Source organism: Rhizobium sp. BR 362 (genome assembly GCF_036528765.1).
Classification (GTDB): domain Bacteria; phylum Pseudomonadota; class Alphaproteobacteria; order Rhizobiales; family Rhizobiaceae; genus Rhizobium.
Genome location: NZ_JARWGH010000007.1, coordinates 157709 through 183687, shown reverse-complemented (window position 1 = coordinate 183687; position 25979 = coordinate 157709). Strand labels below are relative to the sequence as shown.

The 25979-nt window shown below is 59.7% G+C and carries 20 protein-coding genes; 13 read left to right on the top strand and 7 right to left on the bottom strand.

Annotation, left to right across the window (positions count from 1 at the left end):
• The first annotated feature begins 249 nt into the window (after nucleotides 1-249).
• The 7 genes from QDY28_RS13000 (at nucleotide 250) to QDY28_RS12970 (ending at nucleotide 8102) form a co-directional block, all read left to right on the top strand.
• Complete coding sequence (locus QDY28_RS13000; protein ID WP_331382094.1) at nucleotides 250-1311, top strand: substrate-binding domain-containing protein; 1062 nt, start codon at nucleotides 250-252, stop codon at nucleotides 1309-1311.
• A gap of 251 nt (nucleotides 1312-1562) precedes the next feature.
• Nucleotides 1563-2492 (top strand): sugar phosphate isomerase/epimerase family protein, encoded by a 930-nt coding sequence (locus QDY28_RS12995; protein WP_331382093.1) that lies wholly within the window; start codon nucleotides 1563-1565, stop codon nucleotides 2490-2492.
• Nucleotides 2493-2503: 11 nt separating this feature from the next.
• Entirely contained in the window at nucleotides 2504-3625 is a 1122-nt protein-coding gene (locus tag QDY28_RS12990) for a Gfo/Idh/MocA family protein (protein WP_331382092.1), read from the top strand.
• Between the two features lie 216 nt (nucleotides 3626-3841).
• A complete protein-coding gene (locus QDY28_RS12985) occupies nucleotides 3842-5089 on the top strand; it encodes an ABC transporter substrate-binding protein (protein ID WP_331382091.1) in 1248 nt (415 codons plus the stop codon).
• 77 nt (nucleotides 5090-5166) lie between these two features.
• On the top strand, nucleotides 5167-6105 hold the full coding sequence (locus QDY28_RS12980) for a carbohydrate ABC transporter permease (RefSeq protein WP_331382090.1): 939 nt from the start codon (nucleotides 5167-5169) through the stop codon (nucleotides 6103-6105).
• Entirely contained in the window at nucleotides 6105-7013 is a 909-nt protein-coding gene (locus tag QDY28_RS12975; RefSeq protein ID WP_331382089.1) for a carbohydrate ABC transporter permease, read from the top strand. The genes QDY28_RS12980 and QDY28_RS12975 overlap by 1 nt, the downstream gene beginning before the upstream one ends.
• 3 nt (nucleotides 7014-7016) lie before the next feature.
• Nucleotides 7017-8102, top strand: coding sequence for an ABC transporter ATP-binding protein (locus QDY28_RS12970; protein ID WP_331382088.1), 1086 nt, complete (start codon nucleotides 7017-7019; stop codon nucleotides 8100-8102).
• 44 nt (nucleotides 8103-8146) lie between these two features.
• Here QDY28_RS12970 and QDY28_RS12965 read toward each other — a convergent pair whose 3' ends face one another.
• From QDY28_RS12965 to QDY28_RS12950, 4 genes are all read right to left on the bottom strand, one after another.
• Nucleotides 8147-9208, bottom strand: a complete 1062-nt coding sequence (locus QDY28_RS12965; protein ID WP_331382087.1) for a class I SAM-dependent methyltransferase — start codon at nucleotides 9206-9208, stop codon at nucleotides 8147-8149.
• 183 nt (nucleotides 9209-9391) lie between these two features.
• A complete protein-coding gene (locus QDY28_RS12960; RefSeq protein ID WP_331382086.1) occupies nucleotides 9392-9943 on the bottom strand; it encodes a glutathione peroxidase in 552 nt (183 codons plus the stop codon).
• 98 nt (nucleotides 9944-10041) lie between these two features.
• Entirely contained in the window at nucleotides 10042-11484 is a 1443-nt protein-coding gene (locus tag QDY28_RS12955) for a M81 family metallopeptidase (protein WP_331382085.1), read from the bottom strand.
• Nucleotides 11485-11492: 8 nt separating this feature from the next.
• Complete coding sequence (locus QDY28_RS12950; protein WP_331382084.1) at nucleotides 11493-12626, bottom strand: ROK family transcriptional regulator; 1134 nt, start codon at nucleotides 12624-12626, stop codon at nucleotides 11493-11495.
• A gap of 341 nt (nucleotides 12627-12967) precedes the next feature.
• Here QDY28_RS12950 and QDY28_RS12945 point away from each other — a divergent pair, with 341 nt between their 5' ends.
• Together QDY28_RS12945 and QDY28_RS12940 are read left to right on the top strand one after the other, a co-directional pair.
• Nucleotides 12968-14464 (top strand): MDR family MFS transporter, encoded by a 1497-nt coding sequence (locus tag QDY28_RS12945; protein WP_331382083.1) that lies wholly within the window; start codon nucleotides 12968-12970, stop codon nucleotides 14462-14464.
• 222 nt (nucleotides 14465-14686) lie between these two features.
• Nucleotides 14687-15616, top strand: coding sequence for an NADP-dependent oxidoreductase (locus QDY28_RS12940; protein WP_331382238.1), 930 nt, complete (start codon nucleotides 14687-14689; stop codon nucleotides 15614-15616).
• A 13-nt stretch (nucleotides 15617-15629) separates the two neighbouring features.
• Here QDY28_RS12940 and QDY28_RS12935 read toward each other — a convergent pair whose 3' ends face one another.
• A complete protein-coding gene (locus QDY28_RS12935; RefSeq protein WP_331382082.1) occupies nucleotides 15630-16427 on the bottom strand; it encodes a FadR/GntR family transcriptional regulator in 798 nt (265 codons plus the stop codon).
• A 442-nt stretch (nucleotides 16428-16869) separates the two neighbouring features.
• Here QDY28_RS12935 and QDY28_RS12930 point away from each other — a divergent pair, with 442 nt between their 5' ends.
• From QDY28_RS12930 to QDY28_RS12920, 3 genes are all read left to right on the top strand, one after another.
• The gene (locus QDY28_RS12930; RefSeq protein ID WP_331382081.1) at nucleotides 16870-18333 is read left to right on the top strand and encodes an MFS transporter; all 1464 of its coding nucleotides are present in this window, start codon (nucleotides 16870-16872) and stop codon (nucleotides 18331-18333) included.
• A 441-nt stretch (nucleotides 18334-18774) separates the two neighbouring features.
• Complete coding sequence (locus tag QDY28_RS12925) at nucleotides 18775-19821, top strand: NAD(P)-dependent alcohol dehydrogenase (RefSeq protein ID WP_331382080.1); 1047 nt, start codon at nucleotides 18775-18777, stop codon at nucleotides 19819-19821.
• A 192-nt stretch (nucleotides 19822-20013) separates the two neighbouring features.
• The gene (locus tag QDY28_RS12920; RefSeq protein ID WP_331382079.1) at nucleotides 20014-21756 is read left to right on the top strand and encodes a cation:proton antiporter domain-containing protein; all 1743 of its coding nucleotides are present in this window, start codon (nucleotides 20014-20016) and stop codon (nucleotides 21754-21756) included.
• Nucleotides 21757-21783: 27 nt separating this feature from the next.
• Here the strand turns inward: QDY28_RS12920 and QDY28_RS12915 are convergent, their stop codons facing one another.
• Nucleotides 21784-22689, bottom strand: a complete 906-nt coding sequence (locus QDY28_RS12915; protein WP_331382078.1) for an acetamidase/formamidase family protein — start codon at nucleotides 22687-22689, stop codon at nucleotides 21784-21786.
• Between the two features lie 216 nt (nucleotides 22690-22905).
• Between QDY28_RS12915 and QDY28_RS12910 the strand changes: the two genes are divergently transcribed.
• Nucleotides 22906-24693, top strand: coding sequence for an adenylate/guanylate cyclase domain-containing protein (locus QDY28_RS12910; RefSeq protein WP_331382077.1), 1788 nt, complete (start codon nucleotides 22906-22908; stop codon nucleotides 24691-24693).
• 124 nt (nucleotides 24694-24817) lie between these two features.
• Here QDY28_RS12910 and QDY28_RS12905 read toward each other — a convergent pair whose 3' ends face one another.
• The gene (locus QDY28_RS12905; protein ID WP_331382076.1) at nucleotides 24818-25828 is read right to left on the bottom strand and encodes an IS30 family transposase; all 1011 of its coding nucleotides are present in this window, start codon (nucleotides 25826-25828) and stop codon (nucleotides 24818-24820) included.
• Between the last annotated feature and the right edge of the window lie 151 nt (nucleotides 25829-25979).

The following is a 25979-nucleotide window of genomic DNA, read 5'->3' as shown; positions in this document are numbered from 1 at the left end:
GCGCAATCCTGATATCAGCATAGCGCCGCGCTCGACATTTCGCATGCAGGCGCAGAGGAAATTTTTGTCGATCAATTCGCGTAATAGGCGCGTCCTGCAGCCGAAGATGGCTGCCGCCTCGATTTCCTGATCGACGAAAGCCATTGATTTCGAACGCGAACTCCTCGCGACCCAAGAGTGGCGCTTGCACGCGCATTCGGCAGCGGGCATTGTCGGACGGGCGAGATGGTGCGAAGGGATTTGTCCAGCATGCAGGGATCGGGGATCAGGCGTGGGTTGCGGCGTGATGCGGGTCAGCGGGTGACATTGCGCACGGTCGCAACCACACTTGGCCTTTCGATCACCACCGTCAGCCGTGCGCTGAAGGAAGGCCCTGAAGTCAATCGCGAAACGATCGAGCTCGTGAAGCGGGTCGCAAGCGAACTCGGGTATCGTCCAAATCTCGGCGGCCTCAATCTTCGGACCGGCAAGACTCATGCGATCGGCATCGTGCTGCCTTTCGAGCGCGAAGGCGAAATGAACATCGTCGTCGCCTCGCTGGTCGAAGGCGTGTCGCGCCATATGAAAGGCTGCGGCTATCGAACCACCGTCGTACCGCAATTGCAAGCGGACGATCCCTTAGCGACGGTTCGCGATCTCGTCGAAGAGGGCTCCGTCGATGGCGTCATCATCACTCATACGAAGCCGCAGGACGATCGCGTCAAATATCTGCTCGAGGTCGGCACGCCCTTCGTCACCTTCGGGCGTACCGAGCTCTTAAGCATCCACCCGAGCGTCGATCTCGATCACGAGATGATCGGTGCGGAAGCGGCGCGGCTGCTCCTTGATGCCGGCCATCGCCGGCCTCTCCTGATCGCACCGTCCAGCCAGTTCACCTACAGCCTGCAATTCGTCAAAGGCTGGAGCAAGACCTTTACGGCGCGCAATCTCGCTGTTCCCGACGACCTCATCCATTTTGCCGCAACGACGCCGGACAGCGGCCAGGAGTTCGCAAAAAACATCATCGCCTGGCATCCGCAGGCGACCGGCGCCTTCGTCGCCAGTGAGGAGGCCGCTCTCGGCTTTCTCGCTGGGCTGCGCGAGGCGGGCCGGCATGCGGGGAAGGATTTCGGATTGATCACCTATGGCGGCACCCGACTGCACGATTTCTTCAATCCGCCGCTCAGTGCATTCTATTATTCCAATTATATCATCGGGGAGCGCTTGGCCTCCCTGTTACATCGCGCAATTGGCGGCGATGATCCGGCGGATCTGCGCGAGCTGGTCCATGCCGAATTCATCGATCACGACAGTCAGACGCTGTCCCCGTGAATTTCAATTTGCTTCGAGGCATCAAGTGATCTGTCGAAGCCATTCGTAACGTTGTCATTTCAGATCAGGGAAGGGAATCCCAAGGTAATCGATTGAAAGCGGGCGCTTGACAGAAACTTACTTATAGCTCATTCGTAACGTTACGAATTGTCGATCGAAGGGGTTGAGAGGCTTTGCTCGGCAATGAATGTCAGCAAGAGAACGGGAGCCTCGCAGCGCGTAGGGCACCCGCATTCCATGGGAGGAATGCCGTGGGCACAGGCTCGCTTTTTTTCGGATCACCAATTTGGACATTCAACTGGAACCCGCCTTATGAGGCACCGCTCAAGCGTCTCGCGCGGACCGGCTGCAAGGGCTTCGAGCTCACTGCCTGGTCTGTCGATATGCTGGACTACTATACGCCGGCGACGATCCGCGACCTGAAAGGGATCGCCGAAGGCGAGGGACTGACGCTCACTAATTTCTTCTTCAACCTGCCTTTCAGCCGGCAGGCGGGTGCGGCTTTTTCCACTGTCGATCTCGACGGCTACAAGCGCGGCGTCGAAGTCGCGGCCGAAATCGGCGCGCCGATCATGACCAGCATGACACCCTATCCATTCCAATCCGACGTGAGGCCGATCCTGCAGCGGCCGATTTCGCAGGAATGGACGGCCGCCGTCGAGCCGCAATGGAACTGGACAGCGGAATACAATGCCGTCGTCGACGGCTTTGCTAAGGCATGTGAAATCGCCGGCTCAGCCGGCTTGCGCGTCGCGATCGAGCCGCATCCCTATCGCTGGATCAGCTCCGGCCAGGGCATGCTGCGACTGATCGAACGCACCGGCGCCTCGAATCTGGGTCTGAATTTCGATCCCAGCCATCTCTTCCCGGCCGGCGATATGCCGCATTATGTCGTGCTGGCGCTCGGCGACCGCATCTTCAACACGCATTTCTCCGACAATGAAGGCCACACCAACGCCCATTGGCGTCCGGGCCGCGGCAAGATCGACTGGAAGGCGATCTTCGCCGCACTGCAGGCGATCGGCTATTCCGGCCCAATCACGCTGGAGCTGGAGGATGCACCCGGCGCATCGCACTGGATGCATTTCCGCGAGGCAACGCCCGAATTCGATCAGGAGATGCGACGTGGCATGAACTATCTGCGCGACGCCGCCGCTGAACTCAACATTACCATTTCCTAGAGGCCATATTCATGAGCACCGCACCCATGAAAGTCGGCATCGTCGGCGCCGGAAATATCAGCGCCACCTATGTCGCAACCCTGCATCTGTTCGATTTCATCCGCGTCAAGTCGATCCATGACCTCTATGAGGGGCCGGCACAAAAGCTTGCCGCCCAATTCGGCATAGAGGCAGTCTCGCTCGATGCCATGCTTGCCGACCCGGAAATCGGCCTGATCATCAACCTGACGACGCCGGTCTCGCATTACTCGATCAGCAAGAAGGCGCTTTTTGCTGGCAAGCATGTCTATTCGGAAAAGCCGCTTGGCATAAGCATGTCGGAAGCCGAGGACCTGATGTCGATCGCTCGCGCCGGCGACCTGCGCCTCGGCTGTGCGCCCGACACCTTCCTCGGCGGTGGCCATCAGTTGACGCGCCGCCTATACGATGAGGGTCGCATCGGCAAGGCAGTGTCGGCCACCGCCATGCTGCTTCTGCCCGGCCATGAGCATTGGCATCCGAACCCGGCCTTCTTCTACGGCCGCGGCGGCGGACCGATGCTCGATGTTGGTCCCTATTACGTCACCAACCTGATCGCATTGCTCGGTCCGGTACGTGAAGTTTTCGGCACCGCCAAGATCACCCGCATAGAACGCGAGGTGAAGACCGATCCGCGCCGCGGCGAGACGATCAAGGTGCTGGTGCCGACGCATCTGACCGGTGTGATGGAGTTTCACTGCGGCGCGACGATCACCATTGCCACGAGTTTCGATGTCATCAAACACAAGCACAATCAGATCGAGATTTACGGCTCGGAAGGAAGCGTGATAACTCCGGACCCGAACAACTTTACCGGTAAGGTTGAAATATTCCGCGATAGCGGTGAAACTTGGGAAGAGATTCCGGTCGATCATCCCTATACGGAAGGTGTGCCGGGGCATCTCGGACTGCGTGGTTTGGGCGCGGCCGAAATGGTAGATTCCCTTCGCGCCGGGCGCCAGCATCGCGTATCCTCGGAACTTGCCTTTCACGCGCTAGAGGTAATGACGGCGTTCGAGCGTTCGGCACAATCGCGCAAGACGGTTGCAATCCACAGCAGCTGCGGCCGGCCGGATCCGATCCCGCGCACAATTAATGAGGGACGTTTCGCATAGGCTGGGTTATAGAGAGTTAGGAGAATTGGCAGTCCTCCTAGACTGCATGCTTGACGGACGGGCGATGCCGAGGAAGCATTGCCCGTTCGCCGCAGGGAATGGAGGCCCGGCGGCGCGGTTCAGGAGGATGAACAGCATTCGGCACCCGATGGTCGTAAGACTGCGGCGGCTGAAATACAGGCGTTCAAAAGAACGCCATTAAAGGAGGAGGAGCATATGCGTGGATTGTTAATGGCATTGGTTGGCGCCACGGCGCTGATCGCAGTCGGCGTTACCGGCGCTCAGGCTGAGGGAAAGAGAGCCGAGGTCCTGCACTGGTGGACGTCCGGTGGCGAAGCCGCCGCGGTGCGCGAACTGGCCAATGCATTCAACGCCGCCGGTGGCCAATGGGTGGACACCGCGATCGCGGGGTCCGGCTCGACCGCACGTCCGATCGGCATCAACCGCATCATCGGCGGTAACCCGCCGACAGCTATGCAGTTCAACACCGGCACGCAGATGAACGATCTGGCCCAGCAGGGCCTGCTGCGTCCGCTCGACGATCTTGCCAAAGAACAGGACTGGAAATCGGCTCTGACGCCGGCCTTCTACAATGCCATCCAGTATCAGGATCATATCTATGGCGCACCGATCAACGACCACGGGCAGAACTGGATCTTCTATTCCAAGGCCGCCTTCAAGAAAGCCGGCGTGACCGAAGAGCCAAAAACCTGGGATGAAATGTTTGCCGCCCTCGACAAGATCAAGGCCGCCGGCCTGATCCCTGTTGCCGTCGGTGGCCAGCCCTGGCAGCTTCAGTCGATGTTCAACTCCATCCTGCTGGGTGAGGGCGGCAAGGACCTTTACAGCAAGGTCTGGAAGGATCTCGACACCGATGCCGTTAAGTCCGACAAGTTCAAGCACGTGGCCGAAGTCTTCGCCAAGCTGCGCAACTATCAGGACCCGGGTAGCCCGAACCGCGACTGGAACGTGGCGACCGGCATGCTGATCGATGGCAAGGCCGGTATTCAGTTCATGGGCGACTGGGCCAAGGGCGAGTTCATCCATGCCAACATGGTCGCCGACAAGGATTTCGGCTGCATCCTCGGACCGGGTGAATCCAACTTCATGATGGGCGGCGACATCTTCGTCTTCCCGGTCCTGAAGGACAAGGCGGCGACCGATGCGCAGACGCTGCTTGCGACTGTGATCATGTCCAAGGAAGGCCAGCTCGCCTTCAACTCGAAGAAGGGCTCCGTGCCGGTGCGCCTCGACGTCGATACCTCGAAGCTTGACGCCTGCGCCCAGAAAGGCCTGACCGCCCTCAAGGATCCGAGCCGTCAGATCCTTGCGCCGGACGTGCTCACGGCTCAGGACATCGTTCAGACCGAACAGGATCTCGTCGCCCAGTATTGGACGACCCCGAGCATGACAGCCGACCAGTTCGCCGACCAGTTCGCACAGGTCATCGAACAGGCGAAGTAAGCCTCATCCGACATCCATGCGGCGGCAGGAGCCCACCTGCCGCCGGTTCCCATGAATGCTGAGGAGGAGCTGAAGCCATGAGTACCCCCGAAACCGCTGCCGGGACCATTGCTGGGGCCGGTGCCGGGACGACTGCCACCAGGAAGAAGCGGCATCTTTCCGCCTATGTCGCCCTGTTCCCAGCCTTTATCATCGTCCTGCTCGCCTATGTGGTGACGGTTGTCTGGAACATCTGGATATCGTTCACGGACAGCAAGGTGCTGCCGGTCAACATCTTTGTCGGCACCAAGCAGTACGAACGATTGTTCACGACGGCGCGCTGGCTGCTGTCACTGCAGAATGTCGTCGTTTTCGGCGTACTCTTCATCGCCGGCTGCCTGATCCTCGGTTTTCTTCTGGCTGTCGCGCTCGATCAGAAGGTCCGCTTCGAAAATACCTTCCGGACGATCTTTCTCTATCCCTTCGCAATGTCCTTCATCGTTACCGGGCTTGTCTGGCAGTGGATCATGAACCCGACGCTCGGCCTGCAGAAGGTCGCCGACAGCATCGGCTTCACTTGGATCCGCTTCGACTGGATCGTCCAAAGCGATCTCGCGCTCTATGTCATCGTGCTTGCCGGCATCTGGCAGTCGTCCGGATTGGTGATGGCGATCATGCTGGCGGGATTGCGAGGGGTGGATCGGGAACTCTGGAAGGCAACGCGCATCGACGGCGTACCGGCGTGGCGCGTCTATCTCCACATCGTCATTCCGATCCTGAGGCCGACCATCATCACCGCCAGCGTGCTTCTGGCGATCGCCGTCGTCAGGGTCTACGAACTGGTGCTGGCCACGACCGGCGGCGGGCCGGGAATATCGACCGAGGTGCCGGGAAAATTCATCATGGATTACCTCTTCGGCCGCGGCAATATCGGTCTTGCGACCGGGGCCTCGACCGTCATGTTCATCACCGTGGTCATCCTGGTCACGCCGTGGCTCTATTACGAATATTTCCGTGAAAAACCGAGGGGGAACTGATGACAATACCATCCTCCGTCCCAGTCGCCATGGATGGCCCGGCCGGGCGCAAGCCGCAGCATCTGTCTCCGGCGCGCATCGGCCTTTACGCTTTCCTCGTCATTGCGGCTCTGTTCTTCCTGCTGCCGCTCTATGTGATGATCGTCACTTCGCTGAAATCCATGCCGGAGATCCGCCAAGGCAATATCTTTGCCTTCCCGCAGGTCTGGACAGGCGAAGCCTGGGTGCAGGCATGGAGCACGGCTTGTACCGGCCTTGAGTGCGGCGGTATCAGCGTCGGCTTCTGGAATTCGGTGAAAATCCTGATACCGAGCATGATACTCTCCATCTTCATCTCGTCGCTGACCGGCTATGCGCTGTCCTTCTGGCGGGTGAGGGGGGCGAATGTTCTCTTCGCCGTCCTGCTGCTCGGCGCCTTCATTCCCTATCAAGTCTTCATCTATCCGCTGGTGCTCATCTACCGCGGCGTCGGCATCTATTCGACGCTGCCATGCATCATCATCACCCACACGGTCTTCGGCCTGCCGGTGCTGACGCTGCTGTTCCGCAACTATTATTCGAGCCTGCCGATGGAACTGTTCAAGGCCGCGCGCGTCGACGGCGCGGGATTATGGCAGATCTTTTTCCGGCTGATGATCCCGATGTCGATCCCGATCCTGGTGGTAGCGGCCATCCTGCAGGTCACCGGCATCTGGAACGACTTTCTCTTCGGCGTGGTCTTCGCCGGGCGGGAAAACTTCCCGATGACGGTTCAGCTGAACAACATCGTCAACTCCACCCAAGGCGAGAAGCTCTACAACGTCAACATGGCGGCGACCATCCTTACGGCCCTGGTTCCGCTGATCGTCTATTTCGGTTCGGGTCGCTGGTTCGTGCGCGGCATCACCGCCGGTGCAGTCAAGGGGTAGCTCATGGCCAATGTTTCCATTCGCGAACTTGCAATCGATTTCGGCAGCGTCAGCGTTCTGAAATCGTTGAATCTTGAAATCCAGTCGGGCGAGTTCATCGTTCTTCTCGGACCGTCCGGCTGCGGCAAGTCCACATTGCTCAACGCCATCGCCGGCCTTACCGACATCAGCGGCGGCCAGATCTGGATCGGTGACAGGAACGTTACCTGGGAGGAGCCGAAGGACCGCGGCATCGGCATGGTGTTCCAATCCTATGCGCTCTATCCGACGATGACGGTCGAGGGAAATCTTTCCTTCGGGTTGCGCATTGCCGGCATGGGCAAGGACGAGATCGCCGAGCGCGTCAACCGCGCCGTGCAGATCCTGCAGATCGATCCGTTGCGCAAGCGGCGGCCGGGTGAACTTTCCGGCGGCCAACGACAGCGCGTCGCCATCGGCCGTGCCCTGGTGCGCGATGTCGATGTCTTTCTGTTCGACGAGCCGCTCTCCAACCTCGATGCCAAACTCCGCACCGAATTGCGTGTCGAGCTTAAGCGCCTGCATGCGGGGCTCGGCTCGACAATGATCTACGTGACGCACGACCAGATCGAAGCGCTGACGCTCGCCGATCGTATCGCCGTCATGAGTGGCGGCGTTATCCAGCAATTCGCCGCGCCGAAGGAAATTTACCGTCGGCCGGTCAACCGTTTCGTTGCCGGTTTCGTCGGCTCGCCGTCAATGAACTTTTTGTCGGGGCAGGTGGCGAGCAATGGCGGCACACCCGCCTTTATCCTGCCCGATGGACGCAAGATCGACCTAAATGGCTATGAATTCTCGGGGACGCCCGGAGACGGCCGGCTTGCAACGCTCGGCGTGCGGCCGGAACAGATGCAATTCACCGCCGCCAATGGCCGAATGTCTAGCCTGCCGGCCACCTTCAGCATCGTCGAACCCATGGGCTCGGACAATCTGGTCTGGGGCCAGATCGGCGAGGAGACCATGTCGGTACGCATCGATGCCGATGAAGAGGTCGCCTTGGAGAGCGAGCAGCCGGTCTATTTCCAGCCGGCGCTCGCATCCCTGTTCGGCGAAGACGGTCAGCGTCTATGAGAGCACAATCTGGCCCGCGCGTTGGATGGAGCGCGGCGCGGTTTTCATGCTCTGACTTCGAAGACCATGTTGAACGGCGTTTCGGTTGCCTTGCGGAAATGCGAATAGCCCGCATCCATGCAGACCTTGCGCAGCCTCATCTCACCGGCTTGCGCGCCCAAGCCCAGCCCGACTTCCTGCGACAATGAAGCCGGCGTGCAGATCATCGTCGAGGCGCCGTAGAAGACGCGGCCGACAGGATTGAGATTGTCCTTCAGGCAATCATGCGCGAAAGGCTCGACAATCATCCAGGTGCCGTCATCGGCAAGACTTTCCCTGACATGCTTGCCGGCACCGACGGGATCGCCCATGTCGTGCAGGCAATCGAACATTGCTACCAGATCATAGCCGGCAGCCGGGAAATCCTTGGCGGACGCCTGCTCGAAGGTGATGCGGCCGGCGACACCTGCCTCCTTGGCTGCGGCTTTCGCCCGCTCGATGGAGGGGAGATGGTAATCGAAACCGAAGAAGGTCGAGTTCGGATAGGCCTGCGCCATCAAGATGGTCGAGGCACCATGACCGCAGCCGACATCGGCAACAGCCGCCCCGGCTTGAAGCTTTTCATGCATGCCCTCCAGCGCCGGTATCCATTCCGAGACGAGATGGCTGTTGTAACCCGGCCGGAAGAAACGTTCCGTGCCGCGGAACAGGCAGGCGCTGTGTTCATGCCAACCGAGGCCGCTGCCGGTCTTGAAAGCATTTGCGATCTTCGGCTCGTCCATCCACATGGACTGAACGACGTCGAAGGCGCCGTTGAAAAAGGCGGGGCTGTTTTCCTCAGCAAACACCATCGCCTGTTCGGGCGTCAGATAGAAGCGCTCGGTCTTTTCGTCATAGCTGACATAGTCGGCGGCGGCCTGTGCCGACAGCCATTCACGCACATAGCGTTCTTTCACGCCCACCTTGTCGGCCAACTCCGCCGACGTCATCGGTGTCCCATCCGCCATCGCTTTGAACAGACCCAAATGGTCTCCGAGTGTCACCAACACACCCGAGACCGCCGCGCCGACATCGCCGATCAAGCGTCCGACCAGGGCGTCAAGTTTTTGCATATCAGGTTCGCGCATAACATCCTCCTCCCATCAGAACTGATGCAGCGTTCCGTCCGGATATATTCGGAAGCGGGAAGATACTCCCGGCCGCTAGGGGAGGCAATGATACGACCGGGCTAAGCATGCTTCGCACTGCCGCCCGCCAGAGGACATAACCATTTGAGGTTATATCTTATTTTTCGAAATCCAAGTCGTGCTTCAACCGGCGCGGGCGAGCTCTTTTTCCAGGACCGAGAGCAGGCGCGGATCGTCCGCCGTAACGTCAGGTGCGAAGCGGGCGGCGACCTTGCCGTCCCGGCCGATCAGGAATTTTTCGAAGTTCCAGACGATGCCGCCATCCTGTCCGGTTTCGAGACCGTGTTTTGCCAGGCGTTCCCGCATCGGGCCGTCACCGGTCGCCTCGACGCCGGAGGCGATCAGGCTGTTATAGAGCGGATGCCGTTCTTCACCGGTCACCGCGATCTTGGAGAACATCGGGAACTGCACGTCGTAGGTCAAAGTGCAGAAGTTCAGGATTTCGTCGTTCGTGCCGGGTTCCTGGCCTTTGAAATCATTGGCAGGAAAGCCGGCGATGACGAGACCGTCGTCGCGCTTGTCCTCATAGAGCTTTTCCAGCCCCTCATATTGCACCGTCAGACCGCATTTGGAGGCGACGTTGACGACCATGATCACCTTGCCGCGATAGTCGGCAAGCGTCGTCTCGCTGCCGTCGATCCGCTTTACCGGTATATCGAGTACGGTGTCGGTCATCGCAGTCACTCCAAATCATCTTGAAAACAGGCCGTCGATATCAACGCGCGAAGCGGCTGAAGTCAACCGCACGATTGCGTTACGCGGCGTCACGATAATCAGCGGTGTGCCGAACGAGCCGAAAGTGCCACCTCGGGCGCAAAGGCAAAATCCTTGTCGAATGGATAGGTCGGCTTCTGCTTGCGCAGACGCGGCAGGCGCTCGACAAACTGGTCGACGACGCCGGGCGACAGCGCCATCAGGTTTGGATTGGCGATCGGAGCCAGCTCCGGAGAAAGATAACCGGACTTCACGACGACGATCTTGGCGCAATGCGGATCGAGCCCGAGACGCGTGAAATCCGCGATGTTGTGATAGGGGCGCCGTTTTGCCGACAGCACGAGATCGATGCCGCCGACGGAGACGACTGCCTGCCTGTCCGTAGCGTCGTCGGTCTTCAGCAGGAACTTGACGGTGAAGGCAGCAGTCACGGGTTTGCTGCCCTTGGTGTCCAGCGATGCGCCGACAGCAAGGTCGAGCCTGGCTCCAACGCCGGCGGCATAGCAGGCTTCGGTGGCCGCCTTGTCGGCAATCCCGGTGAAGACGACGCCGGTGGCGCCTTTGGCAATCAGTTCCGCCAGCACATCGGCGCGGTCGCCGACACCGCCACCGGTCGGGTTATCGCCGGATTCCGCGAGCACCACTGGCGCCGTCGGGCTGGCGATCGCCTTGGCGACACACTCTTCGATCCAGCCGGTCTCGCAGCCGAAAATAAAATCCTTGCGAACATCCCAATAGGCCTGCGCCAGCCGCTTTGCTTCGCGTTCGAGAACGGTGCGGTCCGTTCCGGTCAGGATGGCGGCTGCCGTAGCGCGAGGCTCGTCGGCCCAGACGTAGCCGACCATCAGCGACGCATCCCACACACCATCAGTGGCGTCGATACCGGGCAGGAGATCGTAAAGGCTTTTTGCGGGCTCATCGACCGTGCTGGTGCGCTCGCCAGGCAGCAAGACGGGGATAGGCGCCCAGAGCAATAGCGGCTTCACGCCCATCTTCAGGCTTTTGGTGAGCATTGCCACCGCACGGCGCATGGTTTCCTCGACGTCGATATGCGGCGCCGTCCGGTAGGTGGAATACATGTCCAATGCGTCGATGATGCGCTGGCTGACATTGCCATGCAGATCGTAGCTCGCCGAAAGCATGCAGTCGTCTCCGACCAGCGCGCGGGCGGCGCTGATCCAATCTCCCTCCGCATCCTCCATACTCTCGACATACATCGCCCCGTGCATGGCGAGGTAGAGACCATCAAGCGGCAAGAGTGGCTTCAGCCGTTCCAGGAACTCCGCCTTGAACGCCTCGTAGGTGCGGCGGGCGACTGGACCGCCGGCAATGGCCTTGGCATGGATCGTCGGCAGGAACTCGGCGTCATAGTCTTTGAGGAACGCGAAATAGGGTGCGGCCGTCAGCTCCTCGCCGCGTAGGACGCGGAAATCCTTCTCTTCGTTCAGAACCGGATTGTATGTGCTGCATTCGATATGAATGCCACCGACAGCGATGCGCATGGAAAACCTCAATTCCGGTTGGGGCCAATCAGGAAATTATGGGCGGCAATGCTGGCCGCGCCCCGCGCCCAGATGTCGCCATCGATGCGTTGGGTGCGGACCGGTGTCTGACCGGCATAGCGCGGCAGCACATTGGCTTCGATCGCCTGCCGCACCACGGTGCCGAACAATCCGTCGAAATTGCCTTCGACATGGGTGATCAGGATCATGCCAGGATCGTTGAACTGGATGAGATGAGCGATTGCCAGTCCAAGGGCGCTGCCAGCCCGATGCAGAATGCGGATGGCGACCACGTTGCCGGCCGATGCCTCCTGCTCCAGCTCGGTGAGCGAAGTGCAGGAGAGACTTCCCGCCTTCGACATTTCCTTGATCGCCTTTATCGAGGCGACCGTATCGAGACAGCCGCGCTTGCCGCAGCGGCAGGACGCGCCGTTGGGTTCTATCGTGCAATGGGCGATTTCGCCGGCGCCGCCGTGATTGCCGCGATAGAGCTTTCCGCGGATGAAATGGGCGCAGCCAATGCCCTCGCCGAAGGAGACGACGCTGAAATTCTTGACGTCGCGGGCGATGCCAAAGAGTTTCTCGCTCACGGCCAATGCCTTGGCGTCGTTTTCGATGAAGGTTTCGATCCCGGTTTTCTGCCGGACGATTTTGGCAAGCGGCACATCCTGCCAGCCGAGCAGGGTGGATTGCACGCAATTGGCCTGCTTCTCATCGACAAAACCAGAGAGCGCAACACCGAGGCCGGACAATTTCTTCGCCACGTCCGGCCGGCCGGCCAGCAGTTTAGGAAGCATCTCGGCAATCCCGCTCGCTATGACCTCCGCATCGCGCGACAGAGGCATGTTCTCGCGAGCGATGATCTTGCCATTGAGATCGCTGAGAACCATCGGCGCCGGATCTTCAAGCAACGAAATCCCGACGAAGAAGGCGCCTTCAGGATGCAGGTCGAGTAATATAGAGGGCCGGCCCTGGCCATAAACCGTCTCGGTCTCGTGCAGGATGCCCAAGGCAATCAGGTCACGGGCGATACCGCTCATGGTCGCCTTGCTAACCCCCAGCGACGCGGCAAGAACCGTCCGGCTGAGCGGGCCGGATTCGCTGATGACGCGCAGGAGCTGCCGCTGCGAAGAGGTAAGCAATTCGATGTTCCGCCTGGGAGATAATGCCTCCCGATTCGGCGTGACGATAAGTTCAGAAAATGAACAAATCAATCGCAATAAATTTTCGCAGCGACGTAAGTTCTTCGCTTCTCACGCAGCTAAGGCATAGCTTGCAGCACGCAGCCGTGAAAGGTGTGTCCTTGTTAAACGATTGACATGTGCTGGCGTAAGTATGCAATGCTTACTATAATGGTTCAGCAGGCCAACGCCCCTGTAGTTGTTTGATCCTCCGGCGTTGATCCCAAAATTTTGTTCGCCCATGGCCGTCCCGACGGTCCGCGCGCGTTTGCTGCCGGGCGGAACATTCAGAAAGGAATGTCATGTCCAGTACGGCCGATCGCTCGAGACGTCCGTTGGTCATTGTCTCGATCATGCTTGCGACCTTCATGGTAGCGGTCGAGGCGACGATCGTTGCCACCGCCATGCCGCGCATCGTTGGCCAGCTTGGCGGTTTCACCTATTATAGCTGGGTTTTCTCCGCCTTCCTCCTGGCGCAGTCCACGACGACGGTAATCTATGGCAAGCTGTCCGACATCTTCGGGCGGAAGCCGATCCTGATCGGCGGCATTCTGATCTTTCTCGTCGGTTCGGCGCTGGCCGGCTTGGCCTGGTCGATGGTCTCGCTGATCGCCTTTCGGCTGCTGCAGGGCCTTGGGGCCGGAGCCATCCAGCCGGTGACGATGACGGTGGTCGGCGATCTCTACAAGCTGGAGGAGCGCGCCAAGGTGCAGGGCGTGCTCGCCAGCGTCTGGGCGGTCTCGGCCGTCATCGGTCCGCTTGCCGGTGGCATCATCGTCGACAATCTCTCCTGGGCATGGATCTTCTGGATCAACCTGCCATTCGGCGTGCTCACCATCATCGGCTTCACGCTCTTCCTGCACGAGCAGATCACGCCGCGCGAGGCGAGGATCGACTATCTCGGCACGATCCTCTTTTCGATATCGATCATCTCGTTGCTGGTGATCCTCACCGAAACCAATTCAGGCTTTGGCATCCTCGGCCCGCTCGCGATCGTCTTCGTCGTCACCGGCGTACTCTTCCTTTTGCAAGAGCGGCGCGCGCCGGAGCCGATCATCTCGATCGAACTCTGGGGCCGGCGGCTGGTGGCGACCAGCAATGCAGCCACGCTTTTGGCGGGCATGGCGCTGATCGGCCTCACGACCATCCTGCCGATCTATGTGCAGGGTGTGCTGGGACGCTCCCCGCTGGTGGCGGGCTTCACGCTGACGATGCTCATCGTCGGTTGGCCGTTGGCGGTCATGCTGTCGAGCCGCTTCTTCCGCGCCTTCGGCATTCGCAGAACGCTGCGTGTCGGCAGCTTCATGTTCCCCTTCGGATCGGCCTTCCTTCTGTTCCTGACGCCGGAGAGCAGCCCGGTTCTCGCCGGTATCGGCTCTTTCCTGATGGGCTTCGGCATGGGCCTCATCAGCCTCACCAGCATCGTGCTCGTGCAGGAGAGCGTGGAATGGTCGATGCGCGGCAGCGCCACGGCATCGATCATCTTTTCGCGCAGTCTCGGCAATACACTCGGTGCGACCGCCTTGGGCGCCGTGCTCAACATCGGCATCGTCCATTTCGGCAGCGGCGATCTGGCTGCCAAGCTGCACGACGTTCTGAACCAGCCAACGGGGCTTTCCGATCTTGCGAGCGACCCCGCGATCCGCGGCGTCTTCGATGCGGCCCTGCATTGGAGCTTCTGGGGCGTCGTCGTGGTCGCGGTCCTGACCTGTATGACCACCTGGCTCATTCCGGTCGCCCACGATGCCGGCCGCAGGCAGTTGTCGAAGACCGATGCGCAGGAGGCGATGACGCACTGAATTTTCGCCTATATCTTGGATTATGAACAAGCCCGGCGGATATATTCCGCCGGTGTCGTTTTGCGATTATCCGCTCTGGCTTAATGATCCCTCCGGCCTAAGAGCAGTTATCAAATCCGTTTGTTTGCAGCAGTTTCTCCGTCATGAAAGGCCATAGATGGCTTGCATCAACACGAAGGAATGCAGCTCATGAACACACATGCGAACACCGAAACGCCGCGGATGCGGGCCGCAAGAGTCCATGAATTCGGCGGCGTCGATGTCATTGTCATCGAGGAAGTCGCTCGCCCACAGCCTGGCAACGACGACGTGCTGATCCGCGTCGGTGCAGCCGGCGTCGGCCCTTGGGACGGGTGGATCCGCGCCGGCAAAAGCGCGCTACCGCAACCTTTGCCGCTGACGCTCGGCTCGGACCTTGCCGGCATCATCGAGGCGGTCGGTCCGGCAGTAAGCGAATTCGCGCTCGGCGATGCTGTCTTCGGGGTCACCAATCCGCGCTTCGTCGGTGCCTATGTGGACTATGCCGTCGCTTCGGCCGGCATGATTGCCAAGAAGCCGGCTTGGCTCGACGATGTCGAGGCTGCTTCGCTTCCGGTTATAGCGGTGACGGCATGGCAGGCGCTGTTCGATCAGGCAAAACTCCGGCGTGGCCAATCTGTGCTTATCCACGGCGCCGCCGGCAATGTCGGCGCCTATGCCGTGCAACTCGCCCGCCGCGCCGGTCTGAAAATCACCGCCACCGCTAGCGCTCGCGATATCGAGCATGTCCGGGAACTCGGTGCTGACCGCGTAATCCCGCGTGACGAACCGTTTGAAGAGCTGGTTCACGATGTCGATGCGGTCATCGATCTCGTGGGCGGCGAGACGCAGGCCCGGTCCTTCCAGGTGCTCCGCGCCGGCGGCAGGCTGATCTCGGCCGTCTCGCAACCGGATCAGGCGGAAGCCGAACGGTATGGCGTGGAAGCCGCTTTCTTCCTTGTCAACGTGACGACCGCTGCTTTGACCGAGATTGCAGCGATGCTCGACACCGGCGAACTCGTCACCAATATCGGCGCGGTTCTGCCTTTTGCGGATGTCAGGCTGGCGCACGAGATGCTGGAAGGTATGCGCCCGCATCCCGGCCGCAAGATCGTCTTGAAGATCGGCGCGTGAAGGCGTTGCCGCCTTAGAAATCGTAGCGATCGATACGCCAAGCGTCGAGCAGGCGGTGCGAAGCCTTGAGCGCAGCCTCGGGATCGCGGGCGACGATCGCGTCCAGGACATCCTTATGGTAGGGCAGGGACCGCTTCTGGCCTTCCGCCACTTCGTCATGACTGGAAAGCGCTCGGTTGGCGTAGATCGCGACGGCCATCAAATCGATGAGCTGCGCATAAACCATATTGCGGGTGGCGGCGAAGATCGCAGTATGGAAGCGCAGGTCGGCATCGGCATTGGTGTTGATGTCGCCGATGCTGGAAACCATGTCGTCATAGGCCGAGGCGATGGCGGCGAGATCCTCGGCCGTGCCGCGCGCAGCGGCTCGGGCCGTCGCTTCCGGTTCCAACACCCGCCTGAGATCCTTGATCGAGCGCATGATCTCGACGGAAGGGCCGGTCTCGTAGTGCCAGACCATGACGTCGGTATCGAGATGGTGCCAGTTGGAGCGTTCCTTGACGCGCGTGCCGACGCGGGTCTTGATCTCCACCAGACCTTTGCCGGCCAGGCATTTCATTGCTTCGCGGATCACGGTGCGGCTGATGCCGAACTGCTCCACGAGTTCCGGTTCGTTCGGAAGTGTTGAGCCGACCGGATGATCGCCGCCGACGATACGACGGCCGAGTTCATGCACGAAATAGCCGAAGACGCCCCGCCGCGGGATCGTGCCATACTTGCGCACATAGGCATCGAATGGCGACTGCGTCACGATCAGTTTCGTTTCCGGGCTAAGCCGAGAGGCAGTCGTTGCGCCAATGCCGTATTTCATTATCCGGGACTCTCATTCCTGTTGAGGAGCCGATACGAGTGAAATCTTCAGCTTATGACGGGCTCTTGGAGGCTTCATGCTGATATTTTTGGTTTGCTCGTAGCGGTCCATAATTGCTCGGTGTCGATCCAGCCGTTCTTATTGCGCCATATCTCGACGGGATGACTCTACCATGTCTTGCGTACGCATGCCTACTAGAGCCACATCGAGCGATTTGTTCGGCAAAACGAACCGAAATCAGGCTCGATTTATAGCGGGAAGCTTTGCTCGGGCTGACCGCCCGGCGCCGAACTGCCGGCAGCAGATCCCGATCAAGTTCTGATCGGGTCGTTAAGCGAAACGTGATCACTTCCTCGAATGGTAGGACGATTTCGTCTATCGCAAATGGTTCCGAACCGTTTAGATGACGAGGAATGAAAGGCGGATTCGGAGCAATTTGTGAATGACTGATATCTCCACGCCCAAACGAGGGCAGGGAGCGCACGCTTCCAACTCGCTGCCGCTGCAGATTGCGCTGCTCGTGGCCGGCGCTTTTTTCATGGAAAACCTGGACGGCACCGTCATCGCCACCGCCTTGCCGCAGATGGCCGTTTCCTTCGGCGCTCGTCCTGTCGATCTCAATATCGGCATGAGCGCCTATCTGCTGACGCTCGGCGTATTCATTCCGATCAGCGGCTGGATCAGCGATCGGTTCGGCGCACGCCTGGTTTTCACCACCGCGGTCGTCATATTCACCTTGGCGTCCGTTCTCTGTGGCTTTGCCAATGGCGTCGGCTCTTTTGTCGCCATGCGCATCCTGCAAGGCATCGGCGGTGCGATGATGGTGCCGGTCGGCCGCCTCGTGGTTCTCAACAATACGCCGAAGGATCGATTGATCTCGGCGATCGCGACGATCACCTGGCCGGCCCTTGTGGCACCCATTCTGGGGCCGCCGCTCGGGGGTTTCATCACCGATCATGCGAGCTGGCGCTGGATCTTCTTCCTCAATCTGCCGCTCGGCATAGTGGCCTTTATCTTTGCCCTCGTGCTGATCCCGGAGACCAAGAATGCCGCACGGCCGCCTTTCGATTGGACGGGCTTTGCCATCAGCGGTATCGGGCTCGCGAGCCTGATGTATGGTCTGGAGCTGATCGGGCGTCCCGATCCCGTTTGGCTGGAAGCCTGGGGTTACGTTGTCATCGGCTTCCTGATGCTTGCGTGGGCCACCTTTCATTTTCTGCGAACCGACCATCCCCTGATCGATCTTGTGGGGCTGAAACATCAGACCTTCGCCATCACTATCTCCGGCGGCTCGCTGTTTCGCATCGCCATCGGCGCCGTGCCCTTCCTGCTGCCGCTGATGTTCCAGGTTGGCTTCGGGCTTAGCGCTTTTCATGCGGGCATGCTGACGCTGGCGGTCTTTGCTGGCAATCTGGCCATGAAGCCCGGCACGACGCCGATCCTCAGGCGCTTCGGCTTCAAGCCGGTGCTGGTGGTCAACGGCATCCTCAATGCGATCTTCATTGCCGCCTGCGCGCTATTTTCCGCCGATACGCCGCTCTGGTTCATCATCCCCGTGCTGTTCATCGGCGGCATGTGCCGCTCGATGCATTTTACGGCGCTGAACACCATTGCCTTTGCCGATATCCCGCAGCAGCAGATGACGGGAGCGAATACGCTGTTCAGCACGGCCTTTCAGGTGACCATGGGAATGGGAATCGCCGTCGGTGCCATCGGCATCCGCGTCGGTCAGGCAATCAGCGCACCGGTCGGCATCAACGGGATTGCCGCCATCGAGTTTCGTCTGGCTTTCGTCATGCTTGGCGTCATCGCGCTGCTTGCCGTTCTGGACTGCCTGCCGCTCGATCGGAAAGCCGGAGACAATGTCTCGCGCACGCCGAAGTCGAACGCGAAAAAGGCGGCCTGAACGGTCGCCTTAATAAGAGAGCGCAGGTGAAACGCGTCGTCGCTCTCGGCTCAATAAGGATAGTGAATAAGATTATAGCGCAAAAGTACGGCAGGCACTGCGATCAAAAGGAGAAGAAGCACTGCTATGCTTGCGGCACGCAACATTTTTAAGCGGCGCGTGCGCTGACCGGTCCAGTCATATACCATTTACATGCCCTCCCGTTCCGTGCGTGCTAAAAGGCAACAAAATCAAGCTCTAGTCAATACTAATACTAGAATGACCTTTAACAAGTGCCGCCTAATGCATTGGATTGGCAAAAGGTTCCTTCTGTGACGGGCGATCTGACTCGGGTTTCGCAGAAGATCATTTTGTATCGAGGGTCATGGCTATATAACCGGTGAGGGTGTTCTTGCGGCTGCGCGGGGACAAGAATTTGCTTCCGAACAGAGGAAAGACGTGATGAGCAAAATGCGTGCCCTGGTACTGGAGCGTCAGCATGAGCTGGCGTTGCGCGATATCGACCTGCCGCAGGAGGTCGAGCGGGGCGAGGTGAAAATCAAGATTCATACCGTCGGCGTCTGCGGGTCGGACGTGCATTATTATACGCACGGCCGCATCGGACCCTTTATCGTGAATGCGCCGATGGTGCTCGGCCATGAGGCGGCCGGCACCGTCGTCGAAGTGGGTGCCGGTGTCACGCATTTGAAGGTCGGCGATCGTGTTTGCATGGAACCCGGCATTCCCGACCACAATTCCAAGGCCAGCCGCCTTGGCATGTACAATATCGATCCCGCCGTCACCTTCTGGGCGACGCCGCCAATCCACGGTGTCCTAACGCCCTTCGTCGTGCATCCGGCCAATTATACCTTCAAGCTGCCTGATAATGTCAGCTTTGCAGAAGGCGCCATGGTCGAGCCTTTCGCGGTTGGCATGCAGGCGGCCACGAAGGCGAAGATCACGCCCGGCGACACCGCCGTCGTGCTTGGCGCCGGCCCGATCGGCACCATGGTCGCCATCGCGGCACTTGCCGGCGGCTGCGCCCGCGCCATCGTTGCCGACCTTGCCCAGCCGAAACTCGACATCGCCGCTCAGTATCAGGGCGTGATCCCGGTCAATATCCGCGAGAAGAACCTGATCGAAGAGGTCAGGCGTCTGACGGATGATTGGGGCGCCGATGTCGTATTCGAGTGTTCCGGTTCACCGAAGGCCTGGGAAACGGTGATGGAGCTGCCGCGCCCGGGCGGGGTCGTCGTCGCCGTCGGTCTGCCGGTCGCCCCGGTCGGTTTCGATGTCTCGACGGCATCGACCAAGGAAATCCGCATCGAGACCGTCTTCCGCTACGCGCATCAATATGAGCGCTCCATCGCGCTGATCGCGTCCGGCCGCGTCGATCTGAAGCCGCTGATCTCCGAAACCTTCAAATTCGAGCAGTCGATCGAAGCTTTCGACCGCGCGGTGGAAGCACGTCCGAGCGACGTCAAGCTGCAGATCGTCTTGGATCAGTAAGGATCCGCTTTTGCCGTCGCGCGCCTAAAATGACGCGGCGGTTTGAATTTTAGCTGCGCATGAACTGTCTGAAAACACTATCCGCCGTTCGGGATCGTGCCCGCACTGGTAGACGTCCCTGCAAAAGCGATGCTAGCTTAGGATCGAATAGAGGGAACGAGGCGGTAAAGCCTGAAAGCGGGAAGGGCCACCGTGCCGCACGACGTCGCATTGATAGCACTGATTGCCGCCGGTTTCGTGTTCGCGGCCATATTCGGCTTTCTCGCCGACCGGCTGCATCTGCCGCCGCTCGTCGGATACCTCGTTGCCGGCGTTATGATCGGCTCGTCGACGCCGGGTTTTGTCGCCGATACCGCTCTTGCGTCGCAGCTTGCCGAGATTGGCGTCATCCTCCTGATGTTCGGTGTAGGTCTGCATTTTTCGGCGGCTGATCTGCTTGCAGTACGCGGGGTTGCTATCCCGGGTGCCATCGGCCAAATCGGCATTGCGGCCCTATTAGGGATAGGCCTCACCTCGCTGTGGGGCTGGAGCATCGGGGCCGGCCTGGTCTTCGGCTTGAGCCTCGCCGTCGCCAGTACCGTCGTGCTGCTGAAGGCGCTGGAAGAGCGCAATCTGGTCAGTTCCGCCAATGGCCGCGTCGCGATCGGCTGGCTGATCGTCGAGGATTTGGCGATGGTGCTGGCGCTCGTGTTATTGCCGGCCTTTGCCGGCGTTCTTGGCGGCCATGACAGTGTGGGCACCCACGCAAGCAGCGGACCGATCGGGCTCACTATCGCCATCACCCTCGTCAAGGTGGCGGCTTTTGCCGCCGTTGCGATCTTCATCGGCCCGAAGATCGTTCCCTGGCTGCTGACCTCCGTCGCCCGGACGGGCTCACGCGAACTCTTTACTCTTTCCGTCCTTGCCATCGCGCTCGGCATCGCCTTCGGGGCGGCGGAGATATTCGGCGTTTCCTTCGCGCTCGGCGCCTTCTTCGCCGGCCTGATCATGAGTGAGTCCCACCTCAGCCATCGGGCCGCGGCCGATTCCCTGCCGTTGCAGAATGCCTTTTCGGTCTTGTTCTTCGTTTCCGTCGGCATGCTCTTCGATCCGTCCGTGCTGATACGCGAACCGCTGATGGTCTTGGGGGTCCTCGCCCTCATCATTCTCGGCAAGTCGCTGATTGCCTTCTGCGTCGTGCTGCTGTTGCGTTACCCCGCCGGCATGGGTTTTGCCGTCGCCGCGGGACTTGCCCAGATCGGCGAGTTTTCCTTCATACTGGCCGGCCTCGGCGTCTCGCTGGGACTACTGCCACGCGAAGGGCAAGATCTCATCCTTGCCGGCGCCATTCTGTCGATCACGGTCAACCCGCTGGTTTTTCTTGGCAGCGAGCGGCTGGAGAAATTGGCTTTTTCCCGGTGGCCGGTGCGCATGGCCGGCTATGGTGCGGCAAAGCATGATCGCCTCTGCCGCGACCTCGCGGTCATCAGCCTGCAGCGCGAGGAGCGGGACCGCCAGCACCATCTTGAGATCGAGCAGTTGATCGACACGTTTCCGATGTTCGCCGATCTCGACGACAATGCCCAAGAGGAACTTCTGCTGCTCTTCCGGCCAAGGTCGGCATCGCCGGGCGACCGTGTCATCCGCACCGGCGACCGGGGCGACAGCATGTATTTCATCGCGTCCGGCGCGGTCGAGGTACAGCTCGAAGACGACGAAATTCCGCTCGGCGCCGGCGCTTTCTTCGGCGAAATCGCGGTACTGACGGGCGCACGCCGCACCGCCGACGTGGTGGCGGTCGATTTCTGTCAATTCCTGGTTCTGGAACGCCGAGATTTCAATCTCTTCATGTCCCGTCATCCGCACCTGCGCGCCGCCGTCAGCAGCATGGCGCAGGAGCGGCAGGAGATGAACGTGTCACGCCAAAGACGGGATCAATCGCTTGACGCGAGTTGATCGCTGAAAAAGGGCTCTTAGGCATCGCTATCGCCGCAGCCAGGCCTTCGACACGCGGCAGGCCATCGTATAGGCGGGATCGAAAACATTGCCGACGTCATAACGCACGACTTGGCCAAGCAGATGGCTGGCGGCAGTCTTGTCGAGTCCGTAGTCGGAGGTCAGCCACCGAAGCATTTCGCTGGTCGCATGCTGTAGCGCCTGGTCGAGTGGCCGGGCATTGCCGATTGTGAAAATGTCATCTGCGGTTTCGCCACGCGGCCAGATGATCTTCTTCTTTTCGACGCTGAGCCGCACGGTCACTTCGAAGGTCGTCTCAATGCCGGTCCCGACGATCTCACCGTCGCCTTGCACGGCATGGCAATCGCCAAGAAAGAAGAGGGCACCTGCCGCCGAGACTGGAAACCAGATCGTCGTGCCGGGTCCGAGCAGCCTATAGTCCATATTGCCGCCGGATTCGCCGCTGGTGGCAGTGGATATGGCCTGGCCGAGGGAAGGGGCGACCCCGAAGCAGCCGATCATCGGCGCCAGCGGCAGCACGAAAGACTGAAGGCCGGCGACCGGCTCGGCAAGCCGGGCCGTCAGCGCCTCACGATCGATTTGCCAAATTGCCCTGTCGCTCGGCGGCAGCGTCCGTACGTCTTCCGGCTCAACGACATTGCCAGCAACGACGCTTCGGGTAAAGCCCGTGTCGCGCGTCGGGACCATGCCGAGGATTTCGACCTTCAGTGAATCGCCCCGTTCCGCGCCTTCGACAAAAATCGGACCATTCATCGGATTGGGGCCCGAGGCCCTCTGGATGCCGTCCTTGTCATAGCCGGCGGCATCAAGCGTTTCGGTGATGACCGTGTCGCTATCCGCGATGTGCAAGGCCGGGGAAAGGGAGCCGATAACGTTGTGATAGGCCGTCGGGATAAAGCGGTGCGTTGCCATTAAGCGTCAGCCTTGTCTGAATTGGGTCCGCCCACCCTATGCCGGCTTCGGTCCCGACGAAAAGAGTGAAACGGCCGGGGCGGGTAAATTGTTGGAGCTGGGCTTAATCGCTCCTTTTTCGAACTAGTCGCTGGAGCCAACCCTCTGGGTTCTCCTTCAACCATAAGCAGCTTTGTGTTACGACATTCCAGGCGGATTTAAGTTGGCGTGCGGGGGATGGACATTTCAAATTCTCTCATTCTTCGGAACATCAGAAAATTTTCCGGCTCGATGATCCAACAATCGATCCGAAGGCGCATCGTCGCGATTGTTGCCGGCTTGATCGTCCTCATGATGGCGAGTTCGGTACTATCGATGGTGATGGTTGGGCGGCTGGGTAATCTGCTCGACGAACTGACGGCAAGCTACAATCCGGCGAACGAGCATTTGACGCGGATCCATACCCTGTCGCTTGAAAGAGCTCTCGCGCTGCGTCGCATGGTGATCGCAAAGATGCAGGAGCCGCCCGATCAAATAGGGTATAAGCTGCGCAAGCAGTTGTACGACGCTAAAGGCGCCGAAGTCGACCGCGAGGCGCAGGCTGCGCGCGAACTCATCAATGCAATCATTGCAGATACGAATACGGTTTCGGACAATGCGGCGCTGGCACGCATCGAGAGCCGCATCCAGAGCCTGATGAGTGACGGTCGCAGCCTTCTGAAGCAGGAGACGGCGGAACTGCTTTCACTCCTTGATGCGCGGGACTTTGGCGGCGTGAGAGAGCGCCTCCCGCGCGTCGACGCACTACGTGACGAACTCGATCAAAGGATCGATGGCCTGCGTAAGGAGATGCTGGAGGTGAGCCATGGCGCCATCGCGACGATTAGGAAAGAGCAGTCTCGAGCGGTCCTGATCTCTGCGATCGCGACGCTGCTCGCCGCGGTCCTCGGGTTAATTTTCGCCAATCTTGTAAGCGGTGGCATCGTTCGCTCACTCAAGCGACTGCTGGAGGGAACACGGGCCGTCGAAGCCGGCCATCTCGATCAATCCATCGATGTAACCACGCGAGACGAAATTGGAGAACTAGCGGCCGCCTTCAACCGGATGGTCGTGCAGTTGCGCGACAACCAGCGCGTCAGGGAAACTTTTGGCAAATATATTGATCCTCGTGTCGTGGAAGGTCTTATCGATCGGCCAAATCTAACCGCAGCCGAAGGCCAGCGCCGGTTGATGACGGTGATGTTCTGCGATCTGAGGGGATTTACGAGCCTGAGCGAAGGCTTGGTACCGCAAGGTCTGGTCCGGATCATGAATCGCTATTTTTCACTCATGTCCGAGCCTATTCGAACCAACCGCGGAATCATCGACAAATATGTTGGCGACGGCATCATGGCCTATTGGGGGCCTCCGTTCGTCGACGAGGCCGATCACGCGCGATTTGCATGTCTGGGTGCGCTGGAAATGATTGAGCGCATTGAGACGCTGCGTCGGGAAATCCCCGACTTGCTGGGCGTCCGCGGCACGCCGATGGAGAAATGCGATTTGCGGATAGGCGTCGCGACGGGTGAGGCATTGGTCGGAAGTATCGGCTCCGACATTATGATGAGTTATACAGTGATGGGCGATGTGGTAAATCTCGCCTCGCGCTTGGAGGGCGCAAACAAGGTTTACGGCACCCGCAATCTTGTCAGCGAAAAAACAATCGCTGCGGCGGGCAGCGCACTCGAGTTTCGGGAAATCGACCGGATCATAGTCGCGGGCCAAACCCGTCCCGAGGTCGTTTTTGAAGTGCTTGGACGCAATGGTGAACTGACGCCGGAGCGGCTGGCATCACGGGACTTCTATCGGGAAGGGCTTGCAGCATATCACGAACGTCGATGGGACGATGCGCTTCGCGCACTCAAGGCGTCGCTGGAAGTCATACCGGACGACGGACCATCCTCGGCTCTGCTGGCTCGCATCGAAAGCCTGAAGACAAACCCGCCATCCGATGATTGGGATGGGTCTTGGCGCATTGAAAAGTAGGAACCGATATAGTCTCGAAAGCCGCACGCGGAGGGGAGAGTTTGACATCTACTTTGCAGAAACAGGACACTTCAACTTTGCGGTGTGAGTTCATGCTGAACCGCGACTTGCGGGGCTGCCTAAGCTAACCGTCATGTCTCATCTGAGCGAGCAGTTTCTTGCGGAAAACTTCGGCGGGCGTTCGATAGCCAAGACATTTGCGCGGTGTCGCATTGAGCCGATTGCAGATCTCGATCAGATCGGCATCTGTGACCGACAATGGGTCGACCTCTCTCGAAAGCCATTTCCGTACTCGGCCGTTGGTGTTTTCGACCGTGCCTTTCTGCCAGGGTGATTGTCGATCACAGAACCACGTTTGCGTGCCTATACTCGCCTGAAGATAGGGCCAGTCCGTGAACTCCGTACCACGGTCGAAGGTGATTGAACGACGGGCGAGGTGGGGCAGTGCCTGCAGTGCTTGCACGAGACCGTCCATGACGGGCCGGGACTGACGGTCGTTGTTGCGCAGGAAGATTGCGAAGCGGCTGACCCGCTCGACAAGCGAAGTCACGTTGGCCTTGCCGAACTTCTTGCGGAACTGGATGAGGTCGCATTCCCAATGGCCGAACTGCTTGCGATCGGCGACGACGTCTGGGCGGCGCAAGATGTTCAAGTCCGGACTAAACCGTTGATCATGCTTGCGTCTGGCATGTCTCGGCCGGCGTTTGGCACGATGTTCCGGCAAATGTCGCCACAGTTTGATGGCATGGCCGTCGGCCGAATACGCGAACTTATAGATCGTCTCGTGGCTCACGGAGATCGGATGGCGTTCCAGGCGCATTCGACCGGCGATCTGCTGTGGTGACCAGCCGTGTACAATCCGGTCGATCACCGATTGCCGGACATGAGAGAAGCGCGCAAGCTTCCGCAGCTTCGCACGACGTTCGCAAGCCATCTCATGCGCCGTCACGCAATAGTAGCCGCTGAGATCAGGTATCTGCTTGTCGATGAACATATTGCGTCTGACTTCGCGAAAGATCGTCGAACGATGTCGTCCGAGCTTCTCGGCGATGACCTCGATGCTGAGGCCAGCCGTTCTCCAGCGAGCAATCTTACGGCGTTCGTCCAATCCAATCTGGGAGTAGGTGCGTCTCATTACGTCTTTCTTGCGAGTGATAACCCATTGGTATCATTCGCAAGTCGCACTTCATCCTTGAACCCACCCCGGCTACAACTGAAAAGTTGATAATCTATCTTATGGAACTCACCGGTCATTTGCCGGTTCTACGACGCGGTCCAGCGTCAGC